Annotated in this window: 22 protein-coding genes and 1 tRNA gene; 18 read left to right on the forward strand and 5 right to left on the reverse strand. The window is 71.8% G+C overall.

Features of this window, described 5'->3' with window-relative positions:
• Positions 1 to 65: 65 nt before the first annotated feature.
• The 5 genes from moaC to OG885_RS26405 all read left to right on the forward strand — a co-directional run bounded on the left by moaC (position 66) and on the right by OG885_RS26405 (position 3,389).
• Positions 66 to 545, forward strand: a complete 480-nt coding sequence (gene moaC / locus OG885_RS26385; protein WP_329338094.1) for a cyclic pyranopterin monophosphate synthase MoaC — start codon at positions 66 to 68, stop codon at positions 543 to 545.
• On the forward strand, positions 542 to 1,078 hold the full coding sequence (locus OG885_RS26390; protein WP_405735737.1) for a molybdenum cofactor biosynthesis protein B: 537 nt from the start codon (positions 542 to 544) through the stop codon (positions 1,076 to 1,078). Before moaC ends, OG885_RS26390 begins: the two co-directional genes overlap by 4 nt.
• On the forward strand, positions 1,075 to 1,743 hold the full coding sequence (locus OG885_RS26395) for a GNAT family protein (protein WP_329344290.1): 669 nt from the start codon (positions 1,075 to 1,077) through the stop codon (positions 1,741 to 1,743). The genes OG885_RS26390 and OG885_RS26395 overlap by 4 nt, the downstream gene beginning before the upstream one ends.
• 186 nt (positions 1,744 to 1,929) lie before the next feature.
• Positions 1,930 to 3,219: a gephyrin-like molybdotransferase receptor GlpR gene (gene glpR / locus OG885_RS26400; RefSeq protein WP_405735740.1), complete on the forward strand. Its 1,290-nt coding sequence runs from the start codon at positions 1,930 to 1,932 to the stop codon at positions 3,217 to 3,219.
• A gap of 96 nt (positions 3,220 to 3,315) precedes the next feature.
• Positions 3,316 to 3,389: transfer RNA gene (locus OG885_RS26405), tRNA-Ala, on the forward strand.
• Positions 3,390 to 3,459: 70 nt separating this feature from the next.
• Here OG885_RS26405 and OG885_RS26410 read toward each other — a convergent pair.
• Together OG885_RS26410 and OG885_RS26415 are read right to left on the reverse strand one after the other, a co-directional pair.
• Positions 3,460 to 5,952 carry an ABC transporter permease gene (locus tag OG885_RS26410; RefSeq protein ID WP_405735743.1) on the reverse strand — a complete coding sequence of 831 codons (2,493 nt, stop codon included), beginning with the start codon at positions 5,950 to 5,952 and terminating at the stop codon, positions 3,460 to 3,462.
• Positions 5,946 to 6,686, reverse strand: coding sequence for an ABC transporter ATP-binding protein (locus tag OG885_RS26415; RefSeq protein WP_405735746.1), 741 nt, complete (start codon positions 6,684 to 6,686; stop codon positions 5,946 to 5,948). Before OG885_RS26415 ends, OG885_RS26410 begins: the two co-directional genes overlap by 7 nt.
• Before the next feature lie 187 nt (positions 6,687 to 6,873).
• On the opposite strand from OG885_RS26415, the gene OG885_RS26420 reads away from it, so the two are divergent.
• Together OG885_RS26420 and OG885_RS26425 are read left to right on the forward strand one after the other, a co-directional pair.
• A complete protein-coding gene (locus tag OG885_RS26420) occupies positions 6,874 to 8,160 on the forward strand; it encodes a sensor histidine kinase (RefSeq protein ID WP_405735748.1) in 1,287 nt (428 codons plus the stop codon).
• A complete protein-coding gene (locus OG885_RS26425; protein ID WP_405735750.1) occupies positions 8,133 to 8,792 on the forward strand; it encodes a response regulator in 660 nt (219 codons plus the stop codon). The genes OG885_RS26420 and OG885_RS26425 overlap by 28 nt, the downstream gene beginning before the upstream one ends.
• A gap of 15 nt (positions 8,793 to 8,807) precedes the next feature.
• Here the strand turns inward: OG885_RS26425 and OG885_RS26430 are convergent, their stop codons facing one another.
• Positions 8,808 to 9,284, reverse strand: a complete 477-nt coding sequence (locus tag OG885_RS26430) for a GNAT family N-acetyltransferase (protein WP_405735752.1) — start codon at positions 9,282 to 9,284, stop codon at positions 8,808 to 8,810.
• 85 nt (positions 9,285 to 9,369) lie between these two features.
• Between OG885_RS26430 and OG885_RS26435 the strand changes: the two genes are divergently transcribed.
• Complete coding sequence (locus tag OG885_RS26435) at positions 9,370 to 10,173, forward strand: exodeoxyribonuclease III (protein WP_405735755.1); 804 nt, start codon at positions 9,370 to 9,372, stop codon at positions 10,171 to 10,173.
• Here the strand turns inward: OG885_RS26435 and OG885_RS26440 are convergent.
• Positions 10,170 to 10,823: a MerR family transcriptional regulator gene (locus OG885_RS26440; RefSeq protein ID WP_405742886.1), complete on the reverse strand. Its 654-nt coding sequence runs from the start codon at positions 10,821 to 10,823 to the stop codon at positions 10,170 to 10,172. The two genes, OG885_RS26435 and OG885_RS26440, sit on opposite strands and share 4 nt — an antisense overlap.
• Positions 10,824 to 10,984: 161 nt before the next feature.
• Between OG885_RS26440 and OG885_RS26445 the strand changes: the two genes are divergently transcribed.
• The 4 genes from OG885_RS26445 to OG885_RS26460 all read left to right on the forward strand — a co-directional run bounded on the left by OG885_RS26445 (position 10,985) and on the right by OG885_RS26460 (position 14,596).
• Positions 10,985 to 12,526 (forward strand): flavin-containing monooxygenase, encoded by a 1,542-nt coding sequence (locus tag OG885_RS26445; RefSeq protein ID WP_405735757.1) that lies wholly within the window; start codon positions 10,985 to 10,987, stop codon positions 12,524 to 12,526.
• The gene (locus tag OG885_RS26450) at positions 12,523 to 13,440 is read left to right on the forward strand and encodes an alpha/beta fold hydrolase (protein WP_405735760.1); all 918 of its coding nucleotides are present in this window, start codon (positions 12,523 to 12,525) and stop codon (positions 13,438 to 13,440) included. The genes OG885_RS26445 and OG885_RS26450 overlap by 4 nt, the downstream gene beginning before the upstream one ends.
• Positions 13,437 to 14,321, forward strand: a complete 885-nt coding sequence (locus OG885_RS26455; RefSeq protein ID WP_405735762.1) for an SDR family oxidoreductase — start codon at positions 13,437 to 13,439, stop codon at positions 14,319 to 14,321. The genes OG885_RS26450 and OG885_RS26455 overlap by 4 nt, the downstream gene beginning before the upstream one ends.
• 89 nt (positions 14,322 to 14,410) lie before the next feature.
• Complete coding sequence (locus OG885_RS26460; protein WP_405735765.1) at positions 14,411 to 14,596, forward strand: hypothetical protein; 186 nt, start codon at positions 14,411 to 14,413, stop codon at positions 14,594 to 14,596.
• 127 nt (positions 14,597 to 14,723) lie between these two features.
• Here OG885_RS26460 and OG885_RS26465 read toward each other — a convergent pair whose 3' ends face one another.
• A complete protein-coding gene (locus OG885_RS26465) occupies positions 14,724 to 17,981 on the reverse strand; it encodes a S41 family peptidase (RefSeq protein ID WP_405735768.1) in 3,258 nt (1,085 codons plus the stop codon).
• Positions 17,982 to 18,151: 170 nt separating this feature from the next.
• Between OG885_RS26465 and OG885_RS26470 the strand changes: the two genes are divergently transcribed.
• The 6 genes from OG885_RS26470 (at position 18,152) to OG885_RS26495 (ending at position 23,740) form a co-directional block, all read left to right on the forward strand.
• The gene (locus OG885_RS26470; RefSeq protein WP_405735770.1) at positions 18,152 to 18,757 is read left to right on the forward strand and encodes a TetR/AcrR family transcriptional regulator; all 606 of its coding nucleotides are present in this window, start codon (positions 18,152 to 18,154) and stop codon (positions 18,755 to 18,757) included.
• A 230-nt stretch (positions 18,758 to 18,987) separates the two neighbouring features.
• On the forward strand, positions 18,988 to 21,189 hold the full coding sequence (locus OG885_RS26475) for an MMPL family transporter (RefSeq protein WP_405735773.1): 2,202 nt from the start codon (positions 18,988 to 18,990) through the stop codon (positions 21,187 to 21,189).
• 133 nt (positions 21,190 to 21,322) lie between these two features.
• A complete protein-coding gene (locus tag OG885_RS26480; RefSeq protein ID WP_405735776.1) occupies positions 21,323 to 21,730 on the forward strand; it encodes a hypothetical protein in 408 nt (135 codons plus the stop codon).
• A 10-nt stretch (positions 21,731 to 21,740) separates the two neighbouring features.
• Complete coding sequence (locus OG885_RS26485) at positions 21,741 to 22,292, forward strand: isochorismatase family protein (protein WP_405735779.1); 552 nt, start codon at positions 21,741 to 21,743, stop codon at positions 22,290 to 22,292.
• Between the two features lie 87 nt (positions 22,293 to 22,379).
• Positions 22,380 to 22,898, forward strand: coding sequence for a YbaK/EbsC family protein (locus tag OG885_RS26490; RefSeq protein ID WP_405735782.1), 519 nt, complete (start codon positions 22,380 to 22,382; stop codon positions 22,896 to 22,898).
• Positions 22,895 to 23,740 (forward strand): EamA family transporter, encoded by an 846-nt coding sequence (locus tag OG885_RS26495; RefSeq protein WP_405735785.1) that lies wholly within the window; start codon positions 22,895 to 22,897, stop codon positions 23,738 to 23,740. The genes OG885_RS26490 and OG885_RS26495 overlap by 4 nt, the downstream gene beginning before the upstream one ends.
• Positions 23,741 to 23,764: the final 24 nt, after the last annotated feature.

Here is a 23,764-nt window from a genome sequence, read left to right on the forward strand (position 1 = left end):
CGTGTCGCGCACAGCAGGCCCCTGCGCCGCACCGCGAAGGGCCGAGACCGGGAGCGCCACACAGCATGAGTACGCAGGACCGACTGACGCACATCGACGAGGCGGGCGCCGCCCGCATGGTCGACGTATCCGAGAAGGACGTGACCGCGCGCACCGCCCGCGCCAGTGGCCGCGTCCTCGTCTCGCCCCGCGTGATCGAGCTGCTGCGCGGCGAGGGGGTCCCCAAGGGTGACGCCCTCGCCACCGCGCGGATCGCGGGGATCATGGGCGCCAAGCGCACCCCGGACCTGATCCCGCTGTGCCACCCCTTGGCGGTGTCCGGTGTGAAACTGGACCTGTCGGTCGCGGACGACGCCGTGGAGATCCTCGCCACCGTCAGGACGACGGACCGCACGGGCGTCGAGATGGAGGCCCTCACCGCGGTCTCCGTCGCCGCGCTCACCGTGATCGACATGGTCAAGGCGGTCGACAAGGGAGCGGTCATCACGGACGTGCGCGTGGAGGAGAAGACCGGCGGCAAGTCGGGCGACTGGAGCCGGGCATGAGCGCCGGGTCGCACGAAGCCGCGCCCGCGCCGTACCGCGCGCTGGTCGTGACCGCCTCCAACCGCGCCGCCGCCGGTGTCTACGAGGACAAGGGCGGCCCCCTCATCGCCGCGGGGTTGAAGAGCTTCGGCTTCGCCGTCGAGGGGCCCCAGGTCGTGCCCGACGGCGATCCCGTGGAAGCTGCCCTGCGCGCCGCCGTGGAGGCCGGCTACGACGCCGTCGTCACCACCGGCGGCACCGGTATCTCGCCCACCGACCGCACCCCCGAGGCCACCCGCAAGGTGATCGACCACGAGGTGCCCGGCATCGCCGAGGCCATCCGGGCGTTCGGACGGGAGAAGGTGCCGACCGCGGCGCTCTCGCGCGGCCTTGCCGGAGTGGCGGGCCGGACGCTGATCGTCAACCTGCCGGGTTCCTCCGGCGGGGTGAAGGATGGACTGGCCGTCCTGGAGCCCCTGCTGGTCCACGCCGTCGACCAGATCCGCGGCGGCGACCACCCCAGACCCGGCGCCGGCAGTGGGGGTGCGAGCTGAACAGCCCATCCTGGCCCGTCGTACTCGCGGACGGCGATGTCGTCCTGCGGCCGATAAAGATGCGCGACCAGCGGGCCTGGCGCGAGGTCAACCGGCGCAACCGCGACTGGCTGCGCCCCTGGGAGGCGACCATCCCGCCGCCCACGCCCAGCGGGCCGATCGCGCACCGCCCGACCTACCGGCAGATGGTCAGGCATCTGCGGTCCGAGGCGAACGCGGGCCGGATGCTGCCGTTCGTCATCGAGTACCAGGGGCGCCTGGTCGGGCAGTTGACCGTCGCCGGGATCACCTGGGGCTCGATGTGCTCGGGGCACGTCGGCTACTGGGTGGACGAGTCGGTGGCCGGCCGCGGCGTGATGCCGACCGCGGTGGCGCTGGTCGTCGACCACTGTTTCCGGACCGTCGGCCTGCACCGCATCGAGGTCTGCATTCGCCCCGAGAACGGGCCCAGCCGACGGGTCGTGGAGAAACTCGGATTCCGCGAGGAGGGGATCAGGCCGCGTTATCTCCACATCGACGGAGCCTGGCGCGACCATCTCGTCTTCGCGCTCACGGCGGAAGAGGTGCCGGAGGGGTTGCTCGCCCGCTGGCAGCGGGCACGCTCACAGAAGGCGCCGCACACCACGCCCCGGAACCCGCAGAACACGCCGGGGAATCCCGCATAGCCCCGGGAAATTGAATAAGTGTTCGAGAATGATCGGTCGGCGACCGTCTCGGGGCATTAAATTCGCACCCTCGGCGGCCTGCTGATCGCATCGGTCACAAAAAAAGCTCGAAATATCAGCCAGATCGTGCGACACACCGGCCCAATTGGCGGATGGCCTCACGCAAACCCCTCTACCGTGTGAGGCGTGAGCAGCAGCGGCCTCATCTACGCAGTCATTGTCGGGGCCTGGGCCGCCTACTTGGTGCCGATGTGGCTCCGTAGGCAGGACGAGCTGAACGAGGCCCGTCCGACGGAACGCTTCAGCACCGCCATCCGGTTGCTGTCCGGACGGGCGGGGATGGAGCGCCGGTACGCCAAGGACCTGCGGGCGCGCTCCACCGAGGAGGGGGAGCCCAGCGCCGTCGCCCCGGACGCCGTCACCGACTCGGTGGACGTCCGGGCCTTCGCCATGCCTCCGACGCGTCCACAGGCGCGCGCGGACGTCCCGGCGCGCACGGAAGCACCGGCGCCGGGACGCAGGGAACCAGCGCGTGAACCGGTGCGCGAACCGGCGCGTGAACGGGCAGCCGAGTCGGCGCCCGCTTCCGCAGCCGTACCGGCGCCCGCATCCGGATCCGCGCCCGCGCGCAGACCCGTACCCACCCCTCGGCGCTCGCCCGCGGCGGAGGCCGCCGCGGCGCGCGCCCGGCGCACGAAGGCGCTCGCGCGCCGACGGCGCACCACCGTGGCGCTCTTCCTCGCCTTCACGCTCGGCGCGATCGTCGCCGCCGTCGGAGGGCTCACGTTCCTCTGGGCGCCCGGCGTCCCCGCCGTGCTGCTCAGCGCGTACATCGCCTACCTGCGCTCCCAGGAACGCCGTCGCTTCGCCTACCAGATGGACCGTCGCCGCGCGGAGGCGGCGGCACAGCGTCTGAAGGAGCGTGCGCGGCACCCGCGCCGGCGGCCGTCCGCGGACGCCGCCGCCGACGCGGACGAGCCGGACGAAGGACCAGAGCCCGAGCAGCAGGACCCCGGACTCTCGGCGCTCGCCGCCGACCGGCGTGCGCTCGTCGAGCAGACCGATCACGCCGAGTGGGTCGACCAGCAGCGCGAGCGGCAGCGGCGCCCCGGGCACGGGGACAGCTGGGAGCCGGTGCCGGTGCCGTTGCCGACGTATGTGACGGCGCCGGTGGCCCCGCGGGCCACGAGCGATGTGGACCTGGGAGCGCCGGACGCGTGGAGCTCGGCGCGGTCGAGCTCCGTCGCCGGGGACCGGGACGCTCACACGGGCACCGCCGAGGCCGGTGACGGGCAGGACGGTGCGGAGTCGGACGCCGAGCCGGGGGAGTCGTCCCGCGCGGAGGACAGGACGGACGGGGGCGGGCGCAGTGACGCCCGTCGGGCCGCCTCCGCGCGGCGGGCCCGGGAGCGGGGGCGCACGCCGCTGTTCGACCAGTACGAGGACGGCGAGCGGCCGCGCGCGGCCAACGAGTAGACGAGGACGCCCCCACCTGTGGGTTGCCGCTTCGGCGGGGCAGGGAACGGATTTCCAAGCACCCCGTGAGGGGTGCTAAGGTTTCACTCGTTGCAAGGGCCTGTGGCGCAGTCTGGTAGCGCACCTCGTTCGCATCGAGGGGGTCTGGGGTTCAAATCCCCACAGGTCCACGCAGCATAGAGCCCCTGTCGGGTATCACCGACAGGGGCTCTTGCCATGCCTGGGTGATGATCGTCTCCCTCAGCGGCGGCTACCGACAGGACCCCGTAGCGCCAGTCCCGCCGGCACCACCGCCGCGGAGACGGCCAGGAGCGCGCAGGCCATGGTCGTCGCGCCGAGTTCCGGCCAGGGGACGTGGATCGGGGACCGTACCGACTGGAGACCCAGGGCTGCCCACATGCCGGTGAGGTTGAGGGCGGTCACCAACAGGCCCAGGAGCGCGCCCACGGCGACCACCGTCAGGGACTCCAGGGCCACGAGCCGGAGCACCTGGGCGTTCGTGGCCCCGGCCAGCCGCAGGGACGCCAGTTCACGGGTGCGGTCGGACGTCGCCATCAGGAGCGTGTTGGCCACGGAGAGGGCCGTGTACAGGAGAGCGATGCCGAGGACCAGGAAGTAGCCGAGGCGGGTGGTCGAGTCGGCGGACGCGAAGCCGGCCGAGGGGTAGGCGGCGGCCAGCCACGCGTCGCGCGTGAGCAGCGTCGCCTCCGGGGCCGCCGAGCGCAGCGCCGTCCGCACCGCCGACGCCTCGGCACCCTCCCTCACCTTCACCTCCACCCGGTCGACCACCGCCCCGCGCGCGTTGGCCGGCGTGATGTACACCCCGTTGTCGCCCGTCCCGACCGGCATCACCGCGGCGATGCGAAGGGATCTGCGGGTGCCGTCGCCCAGCCAGACGGTGACGTGTTCGCCGACCCGGTGCCGGGCCCACTCCTCGTTGACGACGATCGAGTCGTCGGAGAGACCGGCGATCCTGCCCGCCGTCAGCGGCACGTCGGTCGTCGCGGCCAGCCGCTCCGGATCGACCGCCCTGGCCTCGGACTTGACGAGGGCCACGCCCTCCTCCAGGACGTACACCGCGCTCGACGCGGTCTGCGAGACCTCGGCGCCCCGGACCGCGCGCAGACGGTCCAGCGTGCGCGCGTCCAGACCCGTCGCGGACGTCATCACGAAGTCCGCCCGCGTGCGCTCGCGCGCCTCCGTCGCCCGCGCGTCGTTCAAGGTCGCCGTCGCGCCCAGCAACGAGCCCGTCAGCGCCACCGTGACCAGGACGGGAGCGGCGAGGGCGGCCGTGCGGCGCAGAGCGGTCGTGGTGTTCGCCCGGACCAGCGTGCCGCGAGGAGTGAGGAGCCTGATCAGGGGGCGGACCAGAAGGGGCGACAGGAGGGCCGTGGCTGTGATCAGGAGCAGCGGGCGGCTCGTGTACGTCTTGCGGTGCAGCAGGTCGCCCGGGTCCGTCAGCAGCGCCAGGGCGAGCGTGACCGCCGCCGTCAGCAGCAGGGCGATCCCACACAGGAACCGGGGCATTGTCAGCGGGTGTTCGTCGGCCGTGGCTTCGCGCAGAGCCCGGGTCGGGGCGGTGCGGCCGGCCCGCCAGGAGGCCGCCGTCGCCCCGCACAGCGCCACCAGCAGGCCCGTCCAGAACGCGACCTGGTACGGCCAGGCGTGCTCGCCGATCCTGAACCAGGCCGGGGCGATGCCGCTCTCGACCACTCGTTCCGCCAGCCATGGGGCGCCGTACGACCCCATGGCGCAGCCCGCCACCGACGCGAGGACGCCGACTAGCAGCGCCTCCGTCAGTACCGTGCGTCGGATCTGGCCCGGCGTCGCGCCCACGGTCCGCAGCAGGCCGAACTCCCGGCGGCGTTGCGCCACCGCGAAGGCGAAGGTGGACGCCACGACGAACACCGACACGAAGCCCGTCATCCCGCCGGCGGTCCCGAACAGGGCGTTCAGGGTCGTCAGGGCCTCGGCGTCGCGGTGCGGGTCCGCGTCCGCCAGCCGTCGCTCGGCGCCCACCAGGACCCGGGCGCCCGATCCCGAGGCCGCCACCACCCGTCGTACCGCCTCCGGCGCGGCCACCACCACGAGTTGCGTGCTCACCGGCGCCAACTCGGCGGCGCGCGCGTCCGTGTAGAACAGCGCGCGCTCGAAGACGGGAGCGCTCCCCGCGCCTTCCGCGCCTTCCGCGCCTTCCGCGCCTTCCGCGCCTCCCGCGCCTCCCGCGCGCGCCGTCCCGACCGCGCGCGCCGTCCCGACCACGCGCACCGTCCCGTGTGCCGTCCGTAGGTGTTCTCCCACGGTCGTCCCGGTGTCCGTGGCGACCACTTCGTCCGGCGCGTGGGGCGGGCGGCCTGCTGTCAGGTGGTACGGGGCGAAGGCCGCGGTCGACCAGGGGTGGCCGATCAGGTCGTCGCCCACGGCGAAGGTGCGGTCCTGGGTGACCTTGCCGAGCGTGCGGAGCGCGGCCACTGTCCGTGCCGGTATCGGGCCTGGATGGGCGAGGGGCTGGGTGCGGTCGCCGATCCGGGTCGGCACGTGCAGGGTGTCCTGGGCCTTCACCACGACCGGCGCCGCGGCGAAACGTTCCGGTCCGCGTGCGGGGGCGTCCACGGAGGAGGCGAGGGCCAGGCCCATGACGGTGAGGAGGGCGACGCCGAGGGACAGGGCGACGAAACTGCCGGTGAAGGTGGTCCAGCGGGAGCGGAAGCCGCGCAGGGCGAGGGTCAGCACGGGACCGCCTCCAGGGACGTCATGCGGGCCGCCACGTCGGCCGCCGACGGGTCCGTGAGCTCACCGTGCACGCGGCCGTCGACCAGGAAGACGACGCGGTCGGCGTACGAGGCGGCGACCGGGTCGTGGGTGACCATGACGATCGTGCGGTCCTCGGTGTCGACGAGTTCGCGGAGCAGGGACAGCACCTCGCGGCCCGTGCGCGAGTCCAGTGCGCCGGTCGGTTCGTCGGCGAAGAGCACCTCGGGACGGGTGATCAGAGCGCGGGCCAGGGCTACGCGTTGCTGCTGTCCGCCGGACATCCGGTCCGGGCGGTGCCGGGCGCGGTCGCCGAGGCCGACGCGTCGCAGCGCCTCACGCGCGCGTGCTCTCGACACCCGTCGGCCGGCCAGGCGCAGTGGCAGGGCGACGTTCTGCTCGGCGGTCAGGGCGGGCAGGAGGTTGTACGCCTGGAACACGAAGCCGACGCGTTCGCGGCGCAGCAGGGTCAGGCGCCGTTCGCTCAGTCCGGTCAGCTCCGTGTCACCGAGGCGCACCGAGCCCGAGGTCGGCCGGTCGAGGCCCGCCGCGCACTGCAACAGCGTGGACTTGCCCGAGCCGGAGGGGCCCATGACGGCCGTGAACGTGCCCTGGGGAAAGGTGAGCGAGACGCTGTCGAGCGCGGTCACACCGTCGTCGCCGGTGCCGTACCGCCTGCGGACGGTGGTCAGTCGGATCGCGGGGTCGGTCGTCATCTGCCCTCATCGCGTCGGGGAGGGCTCTCGCGCCCTCATCAAGTCCAAGGAAGTGGGCTTCAGCCAACCGTCCGACGGGCCCTCGACGCAGTGCGGCAGGGGCGAGACCCGGGGTAGGGCCAGGCATACCCCAGGCCTCGCCCCTGCCGGATTCCGCCCCGGCCGCCCGCCTCCTACCGTGATCTCCATGACGGTGTGGCAGGCGCTCGGCGGGCGCGGATATCTGAGGTCGGCGTGGCCGTGGCGGTCGTTCGCATTCCTGGCGGGCGGGGCGCTGTTCGGGGCCCTCGTGCTGGTCGGGATCGTCGCCGGGGTCGTGGTGGGCGCGGCGACGGCCGTCGTGCTCGTCGGGCTGCCGCTGCTCGTGCTCACCGCGCTGTCCGGGATTCCGGTGGCCGCCGTGGAGCGGTGGCGGGTCGGGTCGGCCGGGGTGGGGCAGGTGCCCGCCGGGGCGCATCGGGTGCCTGACGCGCCGGGGCTCGCACGCTGGCTCGCCGTGCGGCTCAAGGAACCCGAGACCTGGCGGGAGTTGGCGTACGCCGTGTTCCTCGCGCTCGTGCTGTGGCCGCTGGACGCGCTCGTCGTCACCTTCGCGGCCGGAGTGCCGCTGTTCCTGCTCGCGACACCGCTCCTGGTCGCCGTCGACGGGGAGGCGAAGGTGGTGAAGCTCTGGACGGTCGACACCTGGCCGGCCGCGTTCGGGGTCACGCTGGCCGGGGGAGTGCTGCTCCTGGTGGGGGCGTATGTGCTGGGGGCGGCCGCCGGGGGGCGCGCCGAGGTGGCGAAGGCGCTGTTGGGGGCGCATGCGCAGAACAGCGCGCGGGTGACCGAACTCGTCCGCTCACGCGTGCGGTTGGTGGACGCCTTCGAGGCGGAGAGGCGCCGAATCGAGCGCGATCTGCACGACGGCGCACAACAACGGCTCGTCGCCCTCACCATGAGCCTCGGCCTCGCCCGCCTGGACGTCCCGCCCGGCCCGCTCGCCGACCAACTCGCCCAGGCGCACGGCGAGGCCGAGAAAGCCCTCGCCGAACTCCGTGAACTCATCCACGGCATCCACCCCAAGGTCCTCGCGGACTACGGCCTCGAAGCCGCCGTCGCCGACGCGGCCGACCGCAGCGTGATCCCGGTCGACGTCCGCCTCGACCTTCCCCGGCGCCTGCCCCAACCCGTCGAGTCCGCCGCGTACTTCGTCGTCTGCGAAGCCCTCGCCAACGTAGCCCGGCACAGTGGGGCGAGCCGCGCGGTCGTGAGCGGGGGAGTGACCGGCGGCGGACGGGAGCGGGAGGGGCTGACGCTCGAGATCCGGGACGACGGACGCGGGGGCGCGGACCTCGGCGGCGGCACCGGGCTCACCGGTCTCGCCGACCGGGTGTCAGTGCTCGATGGCAGACTTTTCCTGTCCAGCCCGCCGGGTGGACCGACCCTGCTGCGAGTGGAGATCCCTTGCCGGCCGACCGAGCCCTGCGCATAGTCCTCGCCGAGGACAGCGTCCTGCTGCGCGACGGCCTCGTCGGCCTGCTCACCCGGTTCGGACACGAGGTCGTGGCGGCCGTCGGCGACGCGGACGCCCTCCTCACCGCCGCCGCCGAGCACGCGCCGGACGTGGTGGTCACGGACGTCCGTATGCCGCCCGGCTTCCAGGACGAGGGGCTGCACGCGGCGGTGAAGCTGCGCGAGGAGCGGCCCGGGCTGCCGGTGCTGGTCCTCAGCCAGTACGTGCAGCGGGCCTACGCCGCCGAACTCCTCGACTCCGGGGACGGCACCGGAGTCGGCTATCTGCTCAAGGACCGGGTGGGGCAGGTCGAGGAGTTCGTGGACGCGCTCCACAAGGTCGCGGCCGGGGGCACGGTCGTGGACCCCGAGGTCGTACGGCAACTGCTGCGCCGGCGACGGGATCCGCTCGCCCGGCTCAGTCCGCGCGAGCGGGAGGTGCTGGCGCTGATAGCCGAGGGCAGGTCCAACGGCGCGATAGCCAAGGCGCTGGTGGTGTCCGAGGCGGCCGTCGGCAAGCACATCGGCTCGATCCTCACCAAGCTGGACCTGCCACCGGCGGACGACACCCACCGCAGGGTGCTGGCGGTGCTCGCCTACCTCAGAAGCTGACTCCGGCCGCGCTCCTCAGAGGGCCTTCGCGTAGCAGCGGCTCGACTCGTGGTGCCGGTAGTAGCCGAACTTCGCGCAGGGCTCGTAGCCGCTGGAGAGGTACAGCGCTATGGCCTCCGGCTGCTTGTCGCCGGTCTCCAGGACCATGCGGACCCGGCCCGCCGCGCGCGCGTCCGCCTCCAGCGCGGCCAGGATGCGCCGGGCGATACCGCGACCGCGTGCCTGCTCGACGACGTACATCCGCTTCAGTTCGGCGTCCCCGTCGCCGTACCCCTCGTCATTGGCGTCCTGGGTGCGCCAGCCGCCCGTCGCGACCGGGCTGTCGAACTCGTCGTAGGCGATCAGGTAGACGCCGTTCGGCGGCGCGAAGTCCGACGGGCTCAGGAACGTGGCGTCGCCGCCGTCGCCGTACCGGGCGGCGTACTCGGCCTGCACCTGGTCGTTGAGCTTGACGGCGTCGGGGTGGTCGAAGGTGACGGGGCGGATGTCCATGGGCAAACCGTATACCAATGTGTAGGAACGTATATTGATACAATCCAGAACAGGACTCAGTCCAGTGTGCGGGTAAGGTGCCCTGGTGCTCACTGTGACCTCTGCGAATGTAAACGGACTCCGCGCTGCCGCGAAGAAGGGCTTCGTGGAGTGGCTCGCCGACACCTCCGCCGACGTGCTCTGCCTGCAGGAGGTGCGTGCCGAGCCGCAGCAGCTGCCCGAAGAGGTCCGCACGCCCGAGGGCTGGCACGTCGTGCACGCCCCCGCCGCCGCCAAGGGCCGCGCCGGCGTCTCCCTCTACACCCGCCGCGAGCCCGACCGGGTGCGGATCGGCTTCGGGTCGAGCGAGTTCGACACCAGCGGGCGGTACGTGGAGGTCGACCTGCCCGGTGTGACCGTTGCCTCCCTCTACCTCCCCTCCGGCGAGGTCGGCACCGAGCGCCAGGACGAGAAGGTCCGCTTCATGGGCGAGTTCCTCGCTTACCTCAAGGAACTGCGCGAGCGGGCCGCCGCCGACGGCCGCGAGGTCGTCGTCTGCGGCGACTGGAACATCGCCCACCAGCCGGCCGACCTGAAGAACTGGCGCGCCAACCAGAAGAACTCCGGCTTCCTGCCGGAGGAACGGGCATGGCTGACGCAGGTCCTCGACGCGGGCGACGGGGGATACGTCGACGTGGTGCGGGCGCTGCATCCCGATGTCGAGGGGCCGTACTCGTGGTGGTCGTACCGGGGGCGGGCCTTCGACAACGATTCAGGATGGCGCATCGACTACCACGTCTCGACCCCGGGCCTGGCGGCCAAGGCGGTCAAGGGGTTCGTGGAGCGGGCCGCCACGCATGCCGAGCGCTGGTCGGACCACGCGCCGGTGACCGTGGTCTACGACCTCTAGGGCTGTCCGCCCCGGGGCTCCGGCCCCGCTCCGCCCTGCTTGCGCAGCCGCCGGTCCAATGCCAGCGACAGCTCCGCCTCCACCACGCTTCTCGCGAGCGGGCGCAGGCGTTCGAGGTCGTTCTCCGTGGCGTAGTGGAGGACCAGGTCGGCGAACATTTCCGCGAGTTCGTCGACGTGGTCGCGGACGCGTTTGCCGGCGGCTAGGACCTCCGCGAGGGGGATGCCCTCGGCGACCAGGGCGGAGGAGACGTCGAGGAGGCGGCGGCTGATGTGGACGATCTCGTCGCCGTCGGTGCCGAGGTAGCCGAGGTCGAGGGCGGCGGCGAGGTTCTCCGGGGTGACCTGGCCCTCGAAGCGGGCGGCGAGTTCCTCCGGGGTGAGGTGGACCGGTTCCTCCTCCGAGGGGGGCTCGACGCCCAGGAGGTCCGCCACGTCGCGGCCGTTGTCCAGGGCTTCGGCCAGTTCCGCGATGCCCGTCAGGGTGTGGCCGCGTTCCAGCAGTGCCGCGATCGTGCGCAGCCGGGCCAGGTGATGGTCGTCGTACCAGGCGATACGGCCCTCGCGGCGGGGCGGCGGGATCAGTTTGCGTTCGCGGTAGAAGCGCAGGGTGCGCACCGTGATGCCGGCCTGCCTCGCCAGCTCCTCCATGCGGTACTCGCGGTGCTCATGCTTCTCCGTCACGGCCGCAGCCTATGTTGTACCGCCGGTAACTTTCCTTTTCCTGCCCCCTACCCATCGGTACGGAGCTGCTCTACCCTCCCATTGCGCCAGTGTTCACTGGCGGAGTCCGAAAGCGTGGAGGGTTCGGGATGACCGAGCACGAGCATGTGCGGGTGGCGGTGATCGGGTCCGGGTTCGGTGGGCTCGGGGCCGCCGTACGGCTGCGGCGGGAGGGTGTCACCGACTTCGTCGTGCTGGAGCGCGCGGACAGCGTGGGCGGCACCTGGCGGGACAACAGTTACCCCGGGTGCGCCTGTGACGTGCCCTCCCACCTGTACTCCTTCTCCTTCGCCCCCCATCCCGACTGGCCCCGCACCTTCTCCGGGCAGGAGCACATCCGGGCCTATCTGGAGCATGTGGCCGACGTCTTCCACCTCCGGCCCCACATCCGCTTCGACTCCGAAGTGATGAAGATGACCTGGGACGCGGACCAGCTCCGCTGGGACATCGAGGTCAAGGGGGGCGGGCGGCTCTCCGCCGACTTCGTCGTCTCCGCCACCGGGCCGCTGTCCGACCCCAAGGTCCCCGAGATTCCCGGCCTCGACTCCTTCCCCGGCAAGGTCTTCCACTCCGCGCGCTGGGACCACGACTACGACCTGCGCGGCAAGCGGGTCGCCGTGGTGGGCACCGGGGCCTCCGCGATCCAGATCGTGCCCGCCATCCAGCCGCAGGTCGGCCGGCTCACCCTCTTCCAGCGCACCCCGCCCTGGGTGATGCCCCGCATCGACCGGGCCATCACCGGCGCCGAGCGGGCGCTGCACCGGGCGCTGCCGTTCACCGGGCAGGCCCGGCGTGGACTGCTGTGGGGGATCCGGGAGTTGCAGGTCTCGGCGTTCACCAAGCACCCCGACCAGCTCGGGTTCGTCGAGCAGCTGGCCAAGCGGAACATGGGGCGGGCCGTCAAGGACCCGGCCCTGCGCGCCAAGCTCACCCCCGACTACCGCATCGGCTGCAAGCGCATCCTGCTGAGCAGCACCTACTACCCGGCGCTCGCCCGGCCCAACGTCGATGTCGTCGCCAGCGGTCTGCGGGCCGTGCGCGGCTCCACCCTCGTCGCCGCCGACGGCAGCGAGGCCGAGGTGGACGCCATCGTCTTCGGCACCGGCTTCCATGTCACCGACATGCCCATCGCCGAACGGGTCGTGGGCGCGGAGGGCAGGACGCTCGCCGAGGTGTGGAAGGGCGGCATGGAGGCCCTGCGCGGTGCCTCCGCCGCCGGGTTCCCCAACTGGATGACCATCATCGGCCCCAACACCGGGCTCGGGAACTCCTCGATGATCCTGATGATCGAGTCCCAGCTGAACTACATGGCCGACTTCGTACGGCAGTTGGACGTCCTCGGCGGTCGCGCGGCCCTCGACGCCCGGCCGAGCGCCGTCGGCGCCTGGAACCGGCGGGTGCAGGAGCGGATGAAGCGCACGGTGTGGAACACCGGCGGCTGCACCAGCTGGTACCTCGACGAGAACGGCCGCAACACCACCATCTGGCCGGGGACCACGGGCGAGTTCCGGCGGGCGACGCGGCGCGTGGACATCACCGAGTACGAGGTGCTCCGCGCGAGGAAGACGGAGGAGAAGCAGCCGGCTGAGAAGAACGCCGCCGGGGAGAAGACGGCGGAGGTGTCCGCGTGAGCCGGCTGATGTCCGTCGGGGACGGGCCGTACGCCCCGCCCGTACCCGCCCGTGAGCTGACCGCCGTCTCCGCCGACGGGGCCCGGCTGCATGTCGAGGTCCACGGTCCCGAGGGCGCCCCCGTCGTCGTCCTCACCCACGGCTGGACCTGTTCGACCGCCTTCTGGGCGGCGCAGATACGGGATCTCGCCGTCGACCACCGGGTCGTCGCCTACGACCAGCGCGGTCATGGACGCAGTCCGGCGAGCCCGGCGTGCAGTGTGGACGCGCTCGCCGACGACCTGGAAGCCGTACTGGAGGCGACCCTCGCTCCCGGGGAGAAGGCCGTGATCGCCGGGCACTCCATGGGTGGGATGACGGTGATGGCAGCCGCCACCAGGAAGAACCTCCGGGAGCGTGCCGCCGCCGTCCTGCTGTGCAGCACCGGGTCCTCGCGGCTGGTCGCCGAGTCGACCGTCGTACCGATCAGGCCCGGGCGGCTGCGGACCTGGCTGACCCAGCGCGTCCTCGGGTCGCGGGCGCCGCTCGGGCCGGTCACTCCGGTCGCCCGGCGGATCCTCAGGTACGGGACGATGGGGCCGGGTTCGGCGCCGCACATGGTGGAGGCGTGCGCGCGGATCGTGCACGCCTGTCCGCGCAAGGTGCGGTACACCTGGTCGCAGGTGCTCGACCTGCTCGACCTCGACCACGGCGTACGCTCCCTCGACGTGCCGACGGCCGTCGTCGTCGGGACGGCCGACCGGCTGACGCCGCCGGTGCACGCGCGGGCGCTGGTGGCGGCGCTGCCGCACTGCGTCGGGCTCACCGAACTGCCGGGCATCGGGCACATGACGCCCGTGGAGGCTCCCGACCTGGTCACCGGGAAGATCCGGGACCTGGTGATGACGTACGCGACGCTCAAGGAGGGCGCATGAGCAGGGTCGGTCTCGAAGGACAGGTCGCCGTCGTCACGGGCGCCGCGCGCGGTGTCGGGGAGCTGCTCGCGCGGAAGCTGTCGGCGCGGGGGGTGAAGGTCGCGCTGGTGGGCCTGGAGCCGGACGCGTTGAAGCAGGTCTCCGAGCGGCTGCACAGCGAGAGCGACCACTGGTACGCCGACGTCACCGACCACGAGGCGATGGCGCGGGTGGCCCAGGAGGTCAAGGAGCGGTTCGGCAAGGTCGACATCGTCGTCGCCAACGCCGGTGTGGCGACCGGCGGGCCCTTCGTGGACTCCGATCCGGAGGCCTGGCGGCGGGTGATCGAGGTGAACCTGATCGGGTCGGCGGTGACGGCCCGTGCGTTCCTGCCGGTGCTGATGGAGAGCCGGGGGTATCTGCTCCAGATCGCCTCGCTGGCCGCCATCACGCCCGCGCCGATGATGACCGCGTACTGCGCGTCCAAGTCGGGCGTGGAGGCGTACGCGCACAGTCTGCGGGCCGAGGTCGGCTACAGGGGCGTACGGGTCGGGGTCGGGTATCTGTCCTGGACCGACACGGACATGGTGCGCGGGGCCGACCAGGACGAGGTCATGCGGGAGCTGCGCCAGCGACTGCCGTGGCCGTCCAACAAGACGTATCCGCTGGGTCCCGCGGTGGACCGGATCGTCGCCGGGATCGAGAGGCGCTCCAGCCATGTGTACGGGCAGTGGTGGCTGCGTGGGATGCAGGGGGTGCGCGGGTATCTGCCGGGGCTCATCGGGACGGTCGGGGTACGCGAGATGCGGCGCTTCGGGGACCGATTGGAGGGCATGCGGTCAGGACTCGTCGGCGCAGGTGGGGCGGCTGATGAGGAGGCGCGCGCTACACGGCGTGACTGATCGAAATGCGCACTGTGTCCGGTCGTGTGAATCTGGTCGAGGCCCCGGCAAGGGGCTCTTCCCCTCACCCTCTTTGGGAGTGAACCCACATGGGTATGAAGGACCAGTTCCAGGACAAGTCGGAACAGTGGCAGGAGCAGGCCAAGCAGAAGGCCCAGCAGGGCCGGGAGCAGGCGCAGCGCGGCCAGCAGCAGCGTGGCAAGCCGCGTGACGAGGAGTCGGAGCGGCTCCAGCGCGAGGAGCAGGACCGGATCGACCAGGACTATGACGCCTAGTCGCTGACGGTTTGTGTGAGGCGCCCTGAGTTTGTTCAGGGCGCCTCACGTTTGTGTTTCGGGTGCGGGTGGGTGGGGGCTTGTCGCGCAGTTCCCCGCGCCCCTGGGTGAGTTATCCCTATGTCTCTCAAGATCTGGGCGGCAATTTCGGGCGGGACCTGTTCGGTACGTTGCTGTAATCCGGGGGCGTCGCAGGGGGGTTGGTCGTCAGCAGGTCCACCGCCAGCTGCACCGCGTCGTCCAGCTGGGCGTGGCGGCCCTCTGCCCAGTCCAGGGGGGTGCGCAGGATCTCCAGGTCCGGGGTGACGCCGCGGTTCTCCACGCTCCAGCCGTACGCGTCGAACCATCCCGCGTTCATCGGCACGGTGATGACCGTGCCGTCGCCGAGTTGGTGTCGGCCGGTCATGCCGACGACTCCGCCCCAGGTGCGCTGGCCGACCACGGGGCCCAGTTTCAGCAGCTTGAAGGCGGCCGTGATCATGTCGCCGTCGGAGGAGGTCGCTTCGTCCGCCAACGCGACTACCGGGCCGCGCGGGGCGTTCGAGGCGTACGACACCGGCTGGGCGTTGCGGGTGAGGTCCCAGCCGAGGATCGTGCGGGTCAGTTTCTCCACCACCAACTCGCTGATGTGGCCGCCCGCGTTGCCGCGTACGTCGACGATCAGGGCCGGCCTCGACACCTCCATGCGCAGGTCCCGGTTGAACTGGGCCCAGCCCGAGCCGCCCATGTCGGGGATGTGCAGGTAGCCGCAGCGGCCGCCGCTCAACTCCCGTACCACCTCGCGGCGTTTGGCCACCCAGTCCTGGTACCGCAGGGGGCGTTCGTCGAGGAGCGGGACGACCGCCACGCGCCGTGCGCGGCCCTCGCCCTCCGCCGGGGTGAACGTCAGCTCCACCGTCGTACCGCCCGCCCCGGCGAGCAGCGGGTACGGGCCGGTCACCGGGTCGACCGGGCGGCCGTCGACGTGGGTGAGGACGGCGCCCTCGCGGATGCCCGTGCCGGCCAGCGGGGAGCGGGCCTTGGAGTCGGAGGAGTCGCCGGGGAGGATGCGGCGGACGGTCCAACCGGCTTCCCGGCGGACGAAGTTGGCGCCCAGCAGGCCCTGGCGGCGCTGGTAGTGGGGTGGGCCCTCGTTGCGGCGGGCGGCGGTGACATAGGCGTGGGAGGTGCCGAGTTCGCCGAGGACCTCGCGGAGCAGGTCGGCGAACTCGTCGGGGGTCGCCACCCGTTCCACCAGCGGACGGTACTGGTCGAGGACCGCGTCCCAGTCGATGCCGCACATCCCGGGGTCCCAGAAGTAGGCGCGGATGATCCGGCCCGCCTCCTCGTAGGACTGGCGCCACTCGGCGCCCGGGTCGGCCTCGTGCAGGATGCGGCGGGCGTCGATCCAGACGGTGGAGTCGCTGTCGCCGGACTCCGTGGCGGGCACCGCGCGCAGGTCGCCCTCGTCGACGATCACCAGCCGTGAGCCGTCACCGCTGACCGCGAACCAGTCGAGGTCGTCGACGAGTTCGGACTTCTTGGCCTTGGTGATGTTGAAGTACTCCAGGGTCGGACGGCCGCTGGTGTCGTCCGGGTTGGCGAAGGTCTCGCCGAGGGCGCCCGAGATCGGCCAGCGCAGCCAGACCAGGCCGCCGCCCGCCACCGGGTACAGCGCCGAGTACTTGGAGGCGCTGACCGGGAAGGGGGTCACCCGGCTCTCCAGGCCCTCGACCTCCACCGTGACCGTGCTGCCGTCGCCCGGCTCGTCCTCCGCCGGGTCGAGGCCGCCGGCCGCCGGGCGCCCCTCCGGGGTCAGGGCGAAGGGGGAGGGGGTCGCGGAGGACAGCGGCACCAGGTACGGACGGCAGCCCAGCGGGAAGGAGAGGTCGCCGGTGTGGACGTCGTACACCGGGTCGAAGCCCCGCCAGGAGAGGAAGGCGAGATAGCGGCCGTCCCGCGTGAACACGGGGTTCTCGTCCTCGAAGCGGCCGTTGGTGACGTCGATGATCAGCCTCTCCCCGCCTCCCTTCGGGGAGATGCGGGCCATCTTGATCTGGCGCAGGGAGCGGCCGATCCCCGGGTGGGACCAGGTCAGCCAGGAACCGTCGGGAGAGAAGGACAGGTCGCGCACCGGGCCGTTGATCGAGCGGATCAGCTCGGTGACCTCGCCGTTGGAGTCCTCGGTCGCGTCGATCAGCGACAGCCGCCCGTCGTGGGAGGCGATGGCCAGGCGCTCGCCCTGGGGGTCGGACACCAGCTCCAGGACGCGGCCCAGTTCGCCGGAGGCGAGGCGGCGGGGCTCGCGATCGCCGGTCGCGCGGGGCAGATAGGCGATCTCGATCGCGTCCTCGCCGTCCGCGTCGGTGACGTACGCGACCTGGCCGACCGAGCCGAGCATCTCGGGGAGCCGGACCCGTACGCCCGGGGTGTCGGTGATCGTCCGGGCCGGGCCGTCGCGGTGGGTGAGCCAGTACAGGCTGCCGCGGACGACGACGGCGCTCGCGCGGCCCGTCTCGTCGACCGAGACGCCGTCCACGTGCTGGGCGGCCGGCACCTGGTACGTACGGCGTCCCGCGCGCGGGCCGCTGAGCCGGACGTCGAGCCTGCGTGGTGTCCCGGCCGGGGACAGGTCGTCGACGATCCACAGGTCGCCAGCGCACTGGTAGACCACCCGGTGGCCGTCGCTCGCCGCGTGCCGGGCGTAGAAGGCGTCGTGGTCGGTGTGGCGGCGCAGGTCGGAGCCGTCGTGGGCGCAGGAGTAGAGGTTGCCGATGCCCTCGTGGTCGGAGAGGAAGGCGATCCGGCCGCCGACGAACATGGGGGAGTGGAGGTGGCCGTCGAGGTCTTCGAGGAGCCGGTGGCCGTGCAGCCAGAGGCGGCCCGTGGCGCCGCCCCGGTAGCGCTTCCAGGCGGCCGGTTCGTGCGGCGGGGTGCCGGTGAGCAGGAGGGTTCTGCGGTCGCCGTCGAGGTCGGCGACCTGGAGGTCGGAGACGGGGCCCCAGGGCAGCTTGCGGCCGGGATCGCCGTCGGTGGGCACCTTGTAGGCCCAGGTGAAGTACGAGAAGGGCTCGCCGTGCGAGGCGACGGCGAGGATCTGTGCCCCGCCGTTGCTGTCGGCCGGGGTCCAGCCGCACACCTGGGTGTCGGGCGACCCCCAGTAGGTCAGCTGTCTGCCGGGCCCGCCCGCCACGTCGACCAGATGGATCTCGGGCACGAGGCTGCGCCAGCTCGTGTACGCGATGCTGCGGCCGTCGGGGGAGAAGCGCGGGTGGCCCACCTTGGTGCGGTCGACGGTGAGCCGCCAGGCGCGGTCGGCTCCGTCCAGGGGGGCCAGCCACAGGTCGTCCTCGGCCACGAAACACAGCAGGTCGCCGCTCAGATGCGGTAGGCGCAGATAGCTCACCTCCTCATGCTTTTCCGGGGGACGAGCCGGAGCAACTTATGAAAAAACGTCCCGGGTGACACATGACACGAACGAAACCGTTTCGTTTCGCTTGCTGGGTGCGCTACATTCGTCATGTACGAAACCGTGTCGTTCGGCGCGGTGACCCGGAGCGGGAAAGGGTGAGTGGCATGACTGAGGTCGCAACGGCGCGTCGCAGTCGGATCACGCCCGAGCGTGAGGCCGAGTTGTACGAGGCCGTGCTCGACCTGCTCCGCGAAGTCGGCTACGACGCCCTCACCATGGACGCCGTGGCCGCTCGCACCAAGTCCAGCAAGGCCACGCTCTACCGCCAGTGGGGCGGCAAGGCCGAACTCGTCGCCAAGGCCGTGCGGCACACCAAGCCCGGCGGGGTGGGTCTCTCCGAGATCGACACCGGGTCGCTCCGCGGCGACCTGCACGCCCTCACCCTGCGCTCGGACGACTGCACGATGGAACAGAACTCCGCGCTCATGCGGGGCCTGGCCATGGCGATCCACGGCAACCCCGATCTGCTGAAGGCGTTCAAGGAACACCTCATCGGACCGGAGATGGCGGAGTTCCGTACCGTGCTGCAACGCGCGGTCGACCGCGGTGAGGTCCGGCCGGACAACCCCGCGATCGACTTCGTGATGCACATGATGATCGGCGGGTTCGCCGCCCGTTCGATGATCGACGAACAGCCGCCGACGCAGGCCTTCCTTCTGTCGTACATCGACGCCGTGGTCCTCCCCGCCCTCGGCAGCCCGCGCGACTGACGCCTTTCCCCAGCACGACCCCTCACCTGACGTACCCGCTCATGTCGTCGGGACGATCACCCCTGCCACCCACCGGGCTGATCACCCCTGTCCCTAGGGCCTGTGTCGGAACCCCGGCCGGCGCGCGACGCCTGGCACGCACGCTCGCACGCACCAGACGCCGCGCGCTGATCCGGCCGGGATTCCGACACAGGCCCTCCACCCCACGACCTGACCGGGAGTACGCCCACGTGGCCACTTTCCTGTACAAACTCGGCCGGCTCGCCTTCCGGCGACGGCATTTCGTCGCCCTGCTCTGGGTCGCCCTGCTGACGCTCGCGGGCGTCGGCGCGGCCAGCGCCCCCGCCGCGGGCTCCTCCTCCTTCTCGATCCCCGGCACGGAGGCGCAGAAGGCCTTCGACCTGCTGGAGCAACGTTTCCCCGGGGCCAGCGCGGACGGCGCGACCGGACGACTCGTCTTCAAGGCGCCCGAGGGCGAGAAGATGACCGACGCCGCCAACAGGGCGACCGTCGAGAAGACCGTGGCCGCGCTCGGCGACGGCTCCGAGGTCGTCTCCGTCACCGACCCCTACAAGACCAACGCCGTCAGCAAGGACGGCACGGTCGCCTACACCTCCGTGTCTTACGACGCCCCCTCCATGGAGCTCAAGGACTCCACCCGGGACGCCCTGGAGGCGGCCGGGGACGAGGCCAAGGACGCCGGGCTGACCGTCGAGGTCGGCGGTGACGCGCTGCAGGCCGGGGCCGAGCCGGGTGCCATCGGCGAGGTCATCGGCCTCGCGATCGCCGCGGTCGTCCTGGTCATCACCCTGGGCTCGCTGGTCGCGGCCGGGCTGCCGCTGCTGACCGCGATCATCGGCGTCGGGATCGGTGTCTCCACCATCACCGCCCTCGCCAACGCGCTCGACCTCGGCGACACCACCTCCACGCTCGCGCTGATGATCGGCCTCGCCGTCGGCATCGACTACGCACTGTTCATCGTCTCCCGTTACCGGGGCGAGCTGGCCGAGGGCCGCGACCGAGAGGAGGCGGCCGGCCGGGCCACCGGCACCGCGGGCTCCGCGGTGGTCTTCGCCGGCCTCACGGTCGTGATCGCGCTGGCCGGACTGTCGGTGGTCGGTGTGCCGATGCTGAGCAAGATGGGCCTGGCGGCGGCGGGCACGGTCGTCATCGCCGTCCTCATCGCGCTGACCATGATCCCGGCACTGCTCGGCTACGCGGGCAAGAAGATCCGTCCGACGGGCGAGAAGCGTAGGAAGTCCGCCGCGAAGGCCGTCGAGAAGCCGAACCTCGGCACCCGCTGGGCCAGCTTCGTCATCCGCCGTCCCGCCGTCGTGCTCCTCCTCGGTGTCGTCGGCCTGGGCGCCGTCGCCCTGCCCGCCACCTCCCTCGAACTGGGCCTGCCGGACGACGGCTCGCAGCCGACCTCCACCACCCAGCGCCGCGCCTACGACCTCCTCTCGGAGGGCTTCGGACCCGGCTTCAACGGCCCGCTGATGGTCGTCGGCGACGCCAAGGACAGCTCCGACCCGAAGGCCGCCGCCACCGAGGTCACCGACCGGATCAAGGGCCTCGACGACGTCGTGACCGTGACGCCGGCGGCGTTCAACAAGGCCGGGGACACCTTCACCATCACCGTGATCCCGGACTCCAAGCCCTCGTCGACCCAGACCGAGGACCTGGTGCACGCCATCCGGGACAGCGGGGCGGACGTCAAGGCCGCCACGGACACCGACGTCCTGGTCACCGGCACCACGGCCATGAACATCGACTTCTCGCAGAAGCTCACCGACGCGCTGATCCCGTATCTGGCGCTGGTGGTCGGCCTGGCCTTCCTGCTCCTGATCGTGGTGTTCCGCTCGATCCTGGTCCCGCTGAAGGCGGCCCTCGGCTTCCTGCTCTCGGTGCTCGCCGCGCTCGGCGCCGTCGTCGCGGTCTTCCAGTGGGGCTGGCTCGGCGGTCTGATCGGGGTCGAGGAGACCGGCCCGATCATGTCGATGATGCCGATCTTCATGGTCGGCGTGGTCTTCGGCCTCGCGATGGACTACGAGGTGTTCCTCGTGACCCGGATGCGGGAGGCGTACGTCCACGGCGAGTCCCCGAGCCAGGCCGTCGTCACCGGCTTCAAGCACAGCGCCCGGGTCGTGGTCGCCGCCGCGGTGATCATGATGGCCGTCTTCGGCGGCTTCATCAGCTCCAGCGAGTCCATGATCAAGATGATCGGCTTCGGCCTCGCCATCGCGGTCTTCTTCGACGCGTTCGTCGTCCGCATGGCGATCGTCCCGGCGGTGCTGGCGCTGCTCGGCAAGAAGGCCTGGTGGCTGCCGAAGTGGCTGGACCGCGCCCTGCCGAACGTGGACGTCGAGGGCGAGCTGCTGCGCAAGTCCGACGACGACCAGAAGGACGAGGACCGGGAACTCGTACGGGCCTGACGTACGGATCCTGAACCGAAGCCGTGGTGTAGCGCGCTACACCACGGCTTCGGCAGTTCCCTCCCTCGTGGCGGCGGCCCCGGAACGGAAGGCTGACGCAGATCCAGAAACCCCGTTTCGAAAGGCCGCAACCATGAGCTCTCCCCTCGCCGCCGTCAAGAAGTTCGTCGCCGACCTGCTGCTGTGGCAGTGCTTCGTGGTCGGGCTCGCCGCGAGCGCGGGCGCGGGTGCCGTCCTCGACGGCACCCAGAAGGACGTCGCCACGGCCGTCGGCACGGTGGTCGCGCTGATCGCCGGCTCCCGCATCGCGAGGAAGCCCCGGATCAAGGCGTTCCTGTCGCGGCCCGGCACCCTGTGGTTCCTGTTCCTCTTCAACGGCGGTACGGCCGTCGCCATGTACTTCACGATGGACGGGGTCAAGGGCATCCTCGCCGCCGCGATGATGGGCCTGGTGTCGCTGGGGGCTGCGGGCGGCCTGGTCGCGGGCCGGCGCAAGAAGGCGGAGGCGGAGGCCGGGGTGATTGTCAGTGGCCGGGTCTAACGTGGCGGGCATGACCACACTTGACGCACGAACTCACACGGCCCTGCTGGTGATCGACGTCCAGAAGGGTGTCGTGGCCGACGCCCACGAGCGGGACGCGGTCGTCGCCACCATCGCCGCGCTCGTCGACCGGGCCCGCGAGGAGGGCGCCCCGGTGGTCTGGGTCCAGCACTCCGACGACGACCTGGTGAAGGGCAGCGACGCCTGGGAGTACGCGCCCGAGCTGATACGCCGGGACGCGGAACCCCTGATCCACAAGAACTACGGCGACTCCTTCGAGGACACCGAACTGGAGGAGGTCCTCGCGGGCGCCGGGGCGGGCCACCTGATCGTGACCGGAGCGTCGACCGACGCCTGCATCCGCTCCACCCTGCACGGCGCCTTCGTCCGCGGCTACGACGTCACCCTCGTCGCCGACGCCCACACCACCGAGGACACCAGCAAGTGGGGCGCCCCACCGCCGGACCAGGTCATCGCCCACACGAACCTGTACTGGCGGTACCAGTCGGCGCCGGGGCGGACGGCGGCGGTGGCGGAGGCGAAGGACGTGACGTTTCAGTAGCCCGGCTTGGCCTCAGTACCCGGCCTGGTTTCAGTACCCGGCTTAACCGTTCGCCTGTGCCCTACACCCACCGCTAGCGTGCCCCGCATGACGACGACCGACAGCCCAGCGGGCACCGCCGACTCCGGAGCCCACCCCCTGTTCGCCGAGGCCCTGCGGGAGAAGGGGCTCGATGAGCTGCGTACCCGGGTACGGCGGTTCCCGGAGGCGACCCGTACCGCCGCCGAGGCCGCCGCGGCCATCGGGTGCGAGCTGAGTCAGATCTGCAAGTCGCTGATCTTCGCGGCCGACGGGGTGCCGGTGCTGGTGCTCATGGACGGGGCCTCCCGGGTCGACGTCGAGCTGGTGCGCGAGGTGCTCGGGGCCGAGAAGGTGACGCGGGCCAAGGCGGACGTCGTACGGGAGACCACCGGGTACGCCATCGGGGGAGTGCCGCCCTTCGGGCACCGGACCAGGACGCGGGTGCTGGCCGACCGTTCGCTGCTGGAGCACGACCTCGTGTGGGCCGCGGCCGGGAATCCGCACGCCGTCTTCCCCATCGCCCCCAAGGACCTCGTCGCGCACGCCGGTGCCGACCTCGTGGACGTGCGCGAGCGCACCGCGTGACGCCGGCCGTCACCGCGGCGGTGCTGCTCGCCGCGGTCACGCACGCCAGCTGGAACGCCATCGCGCACAAGATCACCGACAAGCTGGTCGGGTTCACCCTGATCGCCGGCGGCGGGATGCTGATCGGGCTGGCCATGGTGCCGTTCGTGGCGATACCGGCGGCGGGGGCGTGGCCGTATCTCCTCGCCTCCGCCGTGATCCACGTCGTGTACTACCTGCTGCTGATGAAGTCCTTCCGGCTCGGGGACTTCGGGCAGGCGTACCCGATCGCCCGCGGCAGCGCGCCCCTGGTCGTCACGGTGCTCGCCGCCCTCTTCGCCCATGAGGTGCCGGACGGATGGGCCGCCGCCGGGATCGGGGTGTCCTGCGCCGGACTCACTGGTGTCGCGCTGTGGGGGCTGCGCGGGCGTCGGCCCAACTGGGCGGCGATCGGGGCCGCGTTGGCGACGGGCCTGTCCATCGCCGCGTACACCGTCGTCGACGGGCTCGGGGTGCGCGCCTCCGGGTCGTCGCTCGGGTACATCGCCTGGCTGATGGCCCTGGAGGGCGTGTTCGTACCGGCGTACGCGCTCTACCGACTGCGCGGGCAACTCATCGGCGAGCTACGGCCGTTCGCGGCGGTCGGGCTGCTCGGCGCCGCGCTGTCCGTCGCCGCCTACGGGCTGGTCCTGTGGGCGCAGACCAAGGCCGAGCTGGCGCCGATCGCCGCGCTGCGGGAGTCGTCGATCATCGTCGGCGCGGCCATCGGGGCGGTGTTCTTCAAGGAGCGGTTCGGGGCACCGCGGATCGTCGCGGCCGGGTTGCTGGTGGCCGGGATTGGGCTCATGTTGCACGCCGGGTGACCGAGCGGTCACTGGCTAACCTGT

This window comes from Streptomyces sp. NBC_00028 (genome assembly GCF_045041065.1).
GTDB lineage: Bacteria > Actinomycetota > Actinomycetes > Streptomycetales > Streptomycetaceae > Streptomyces.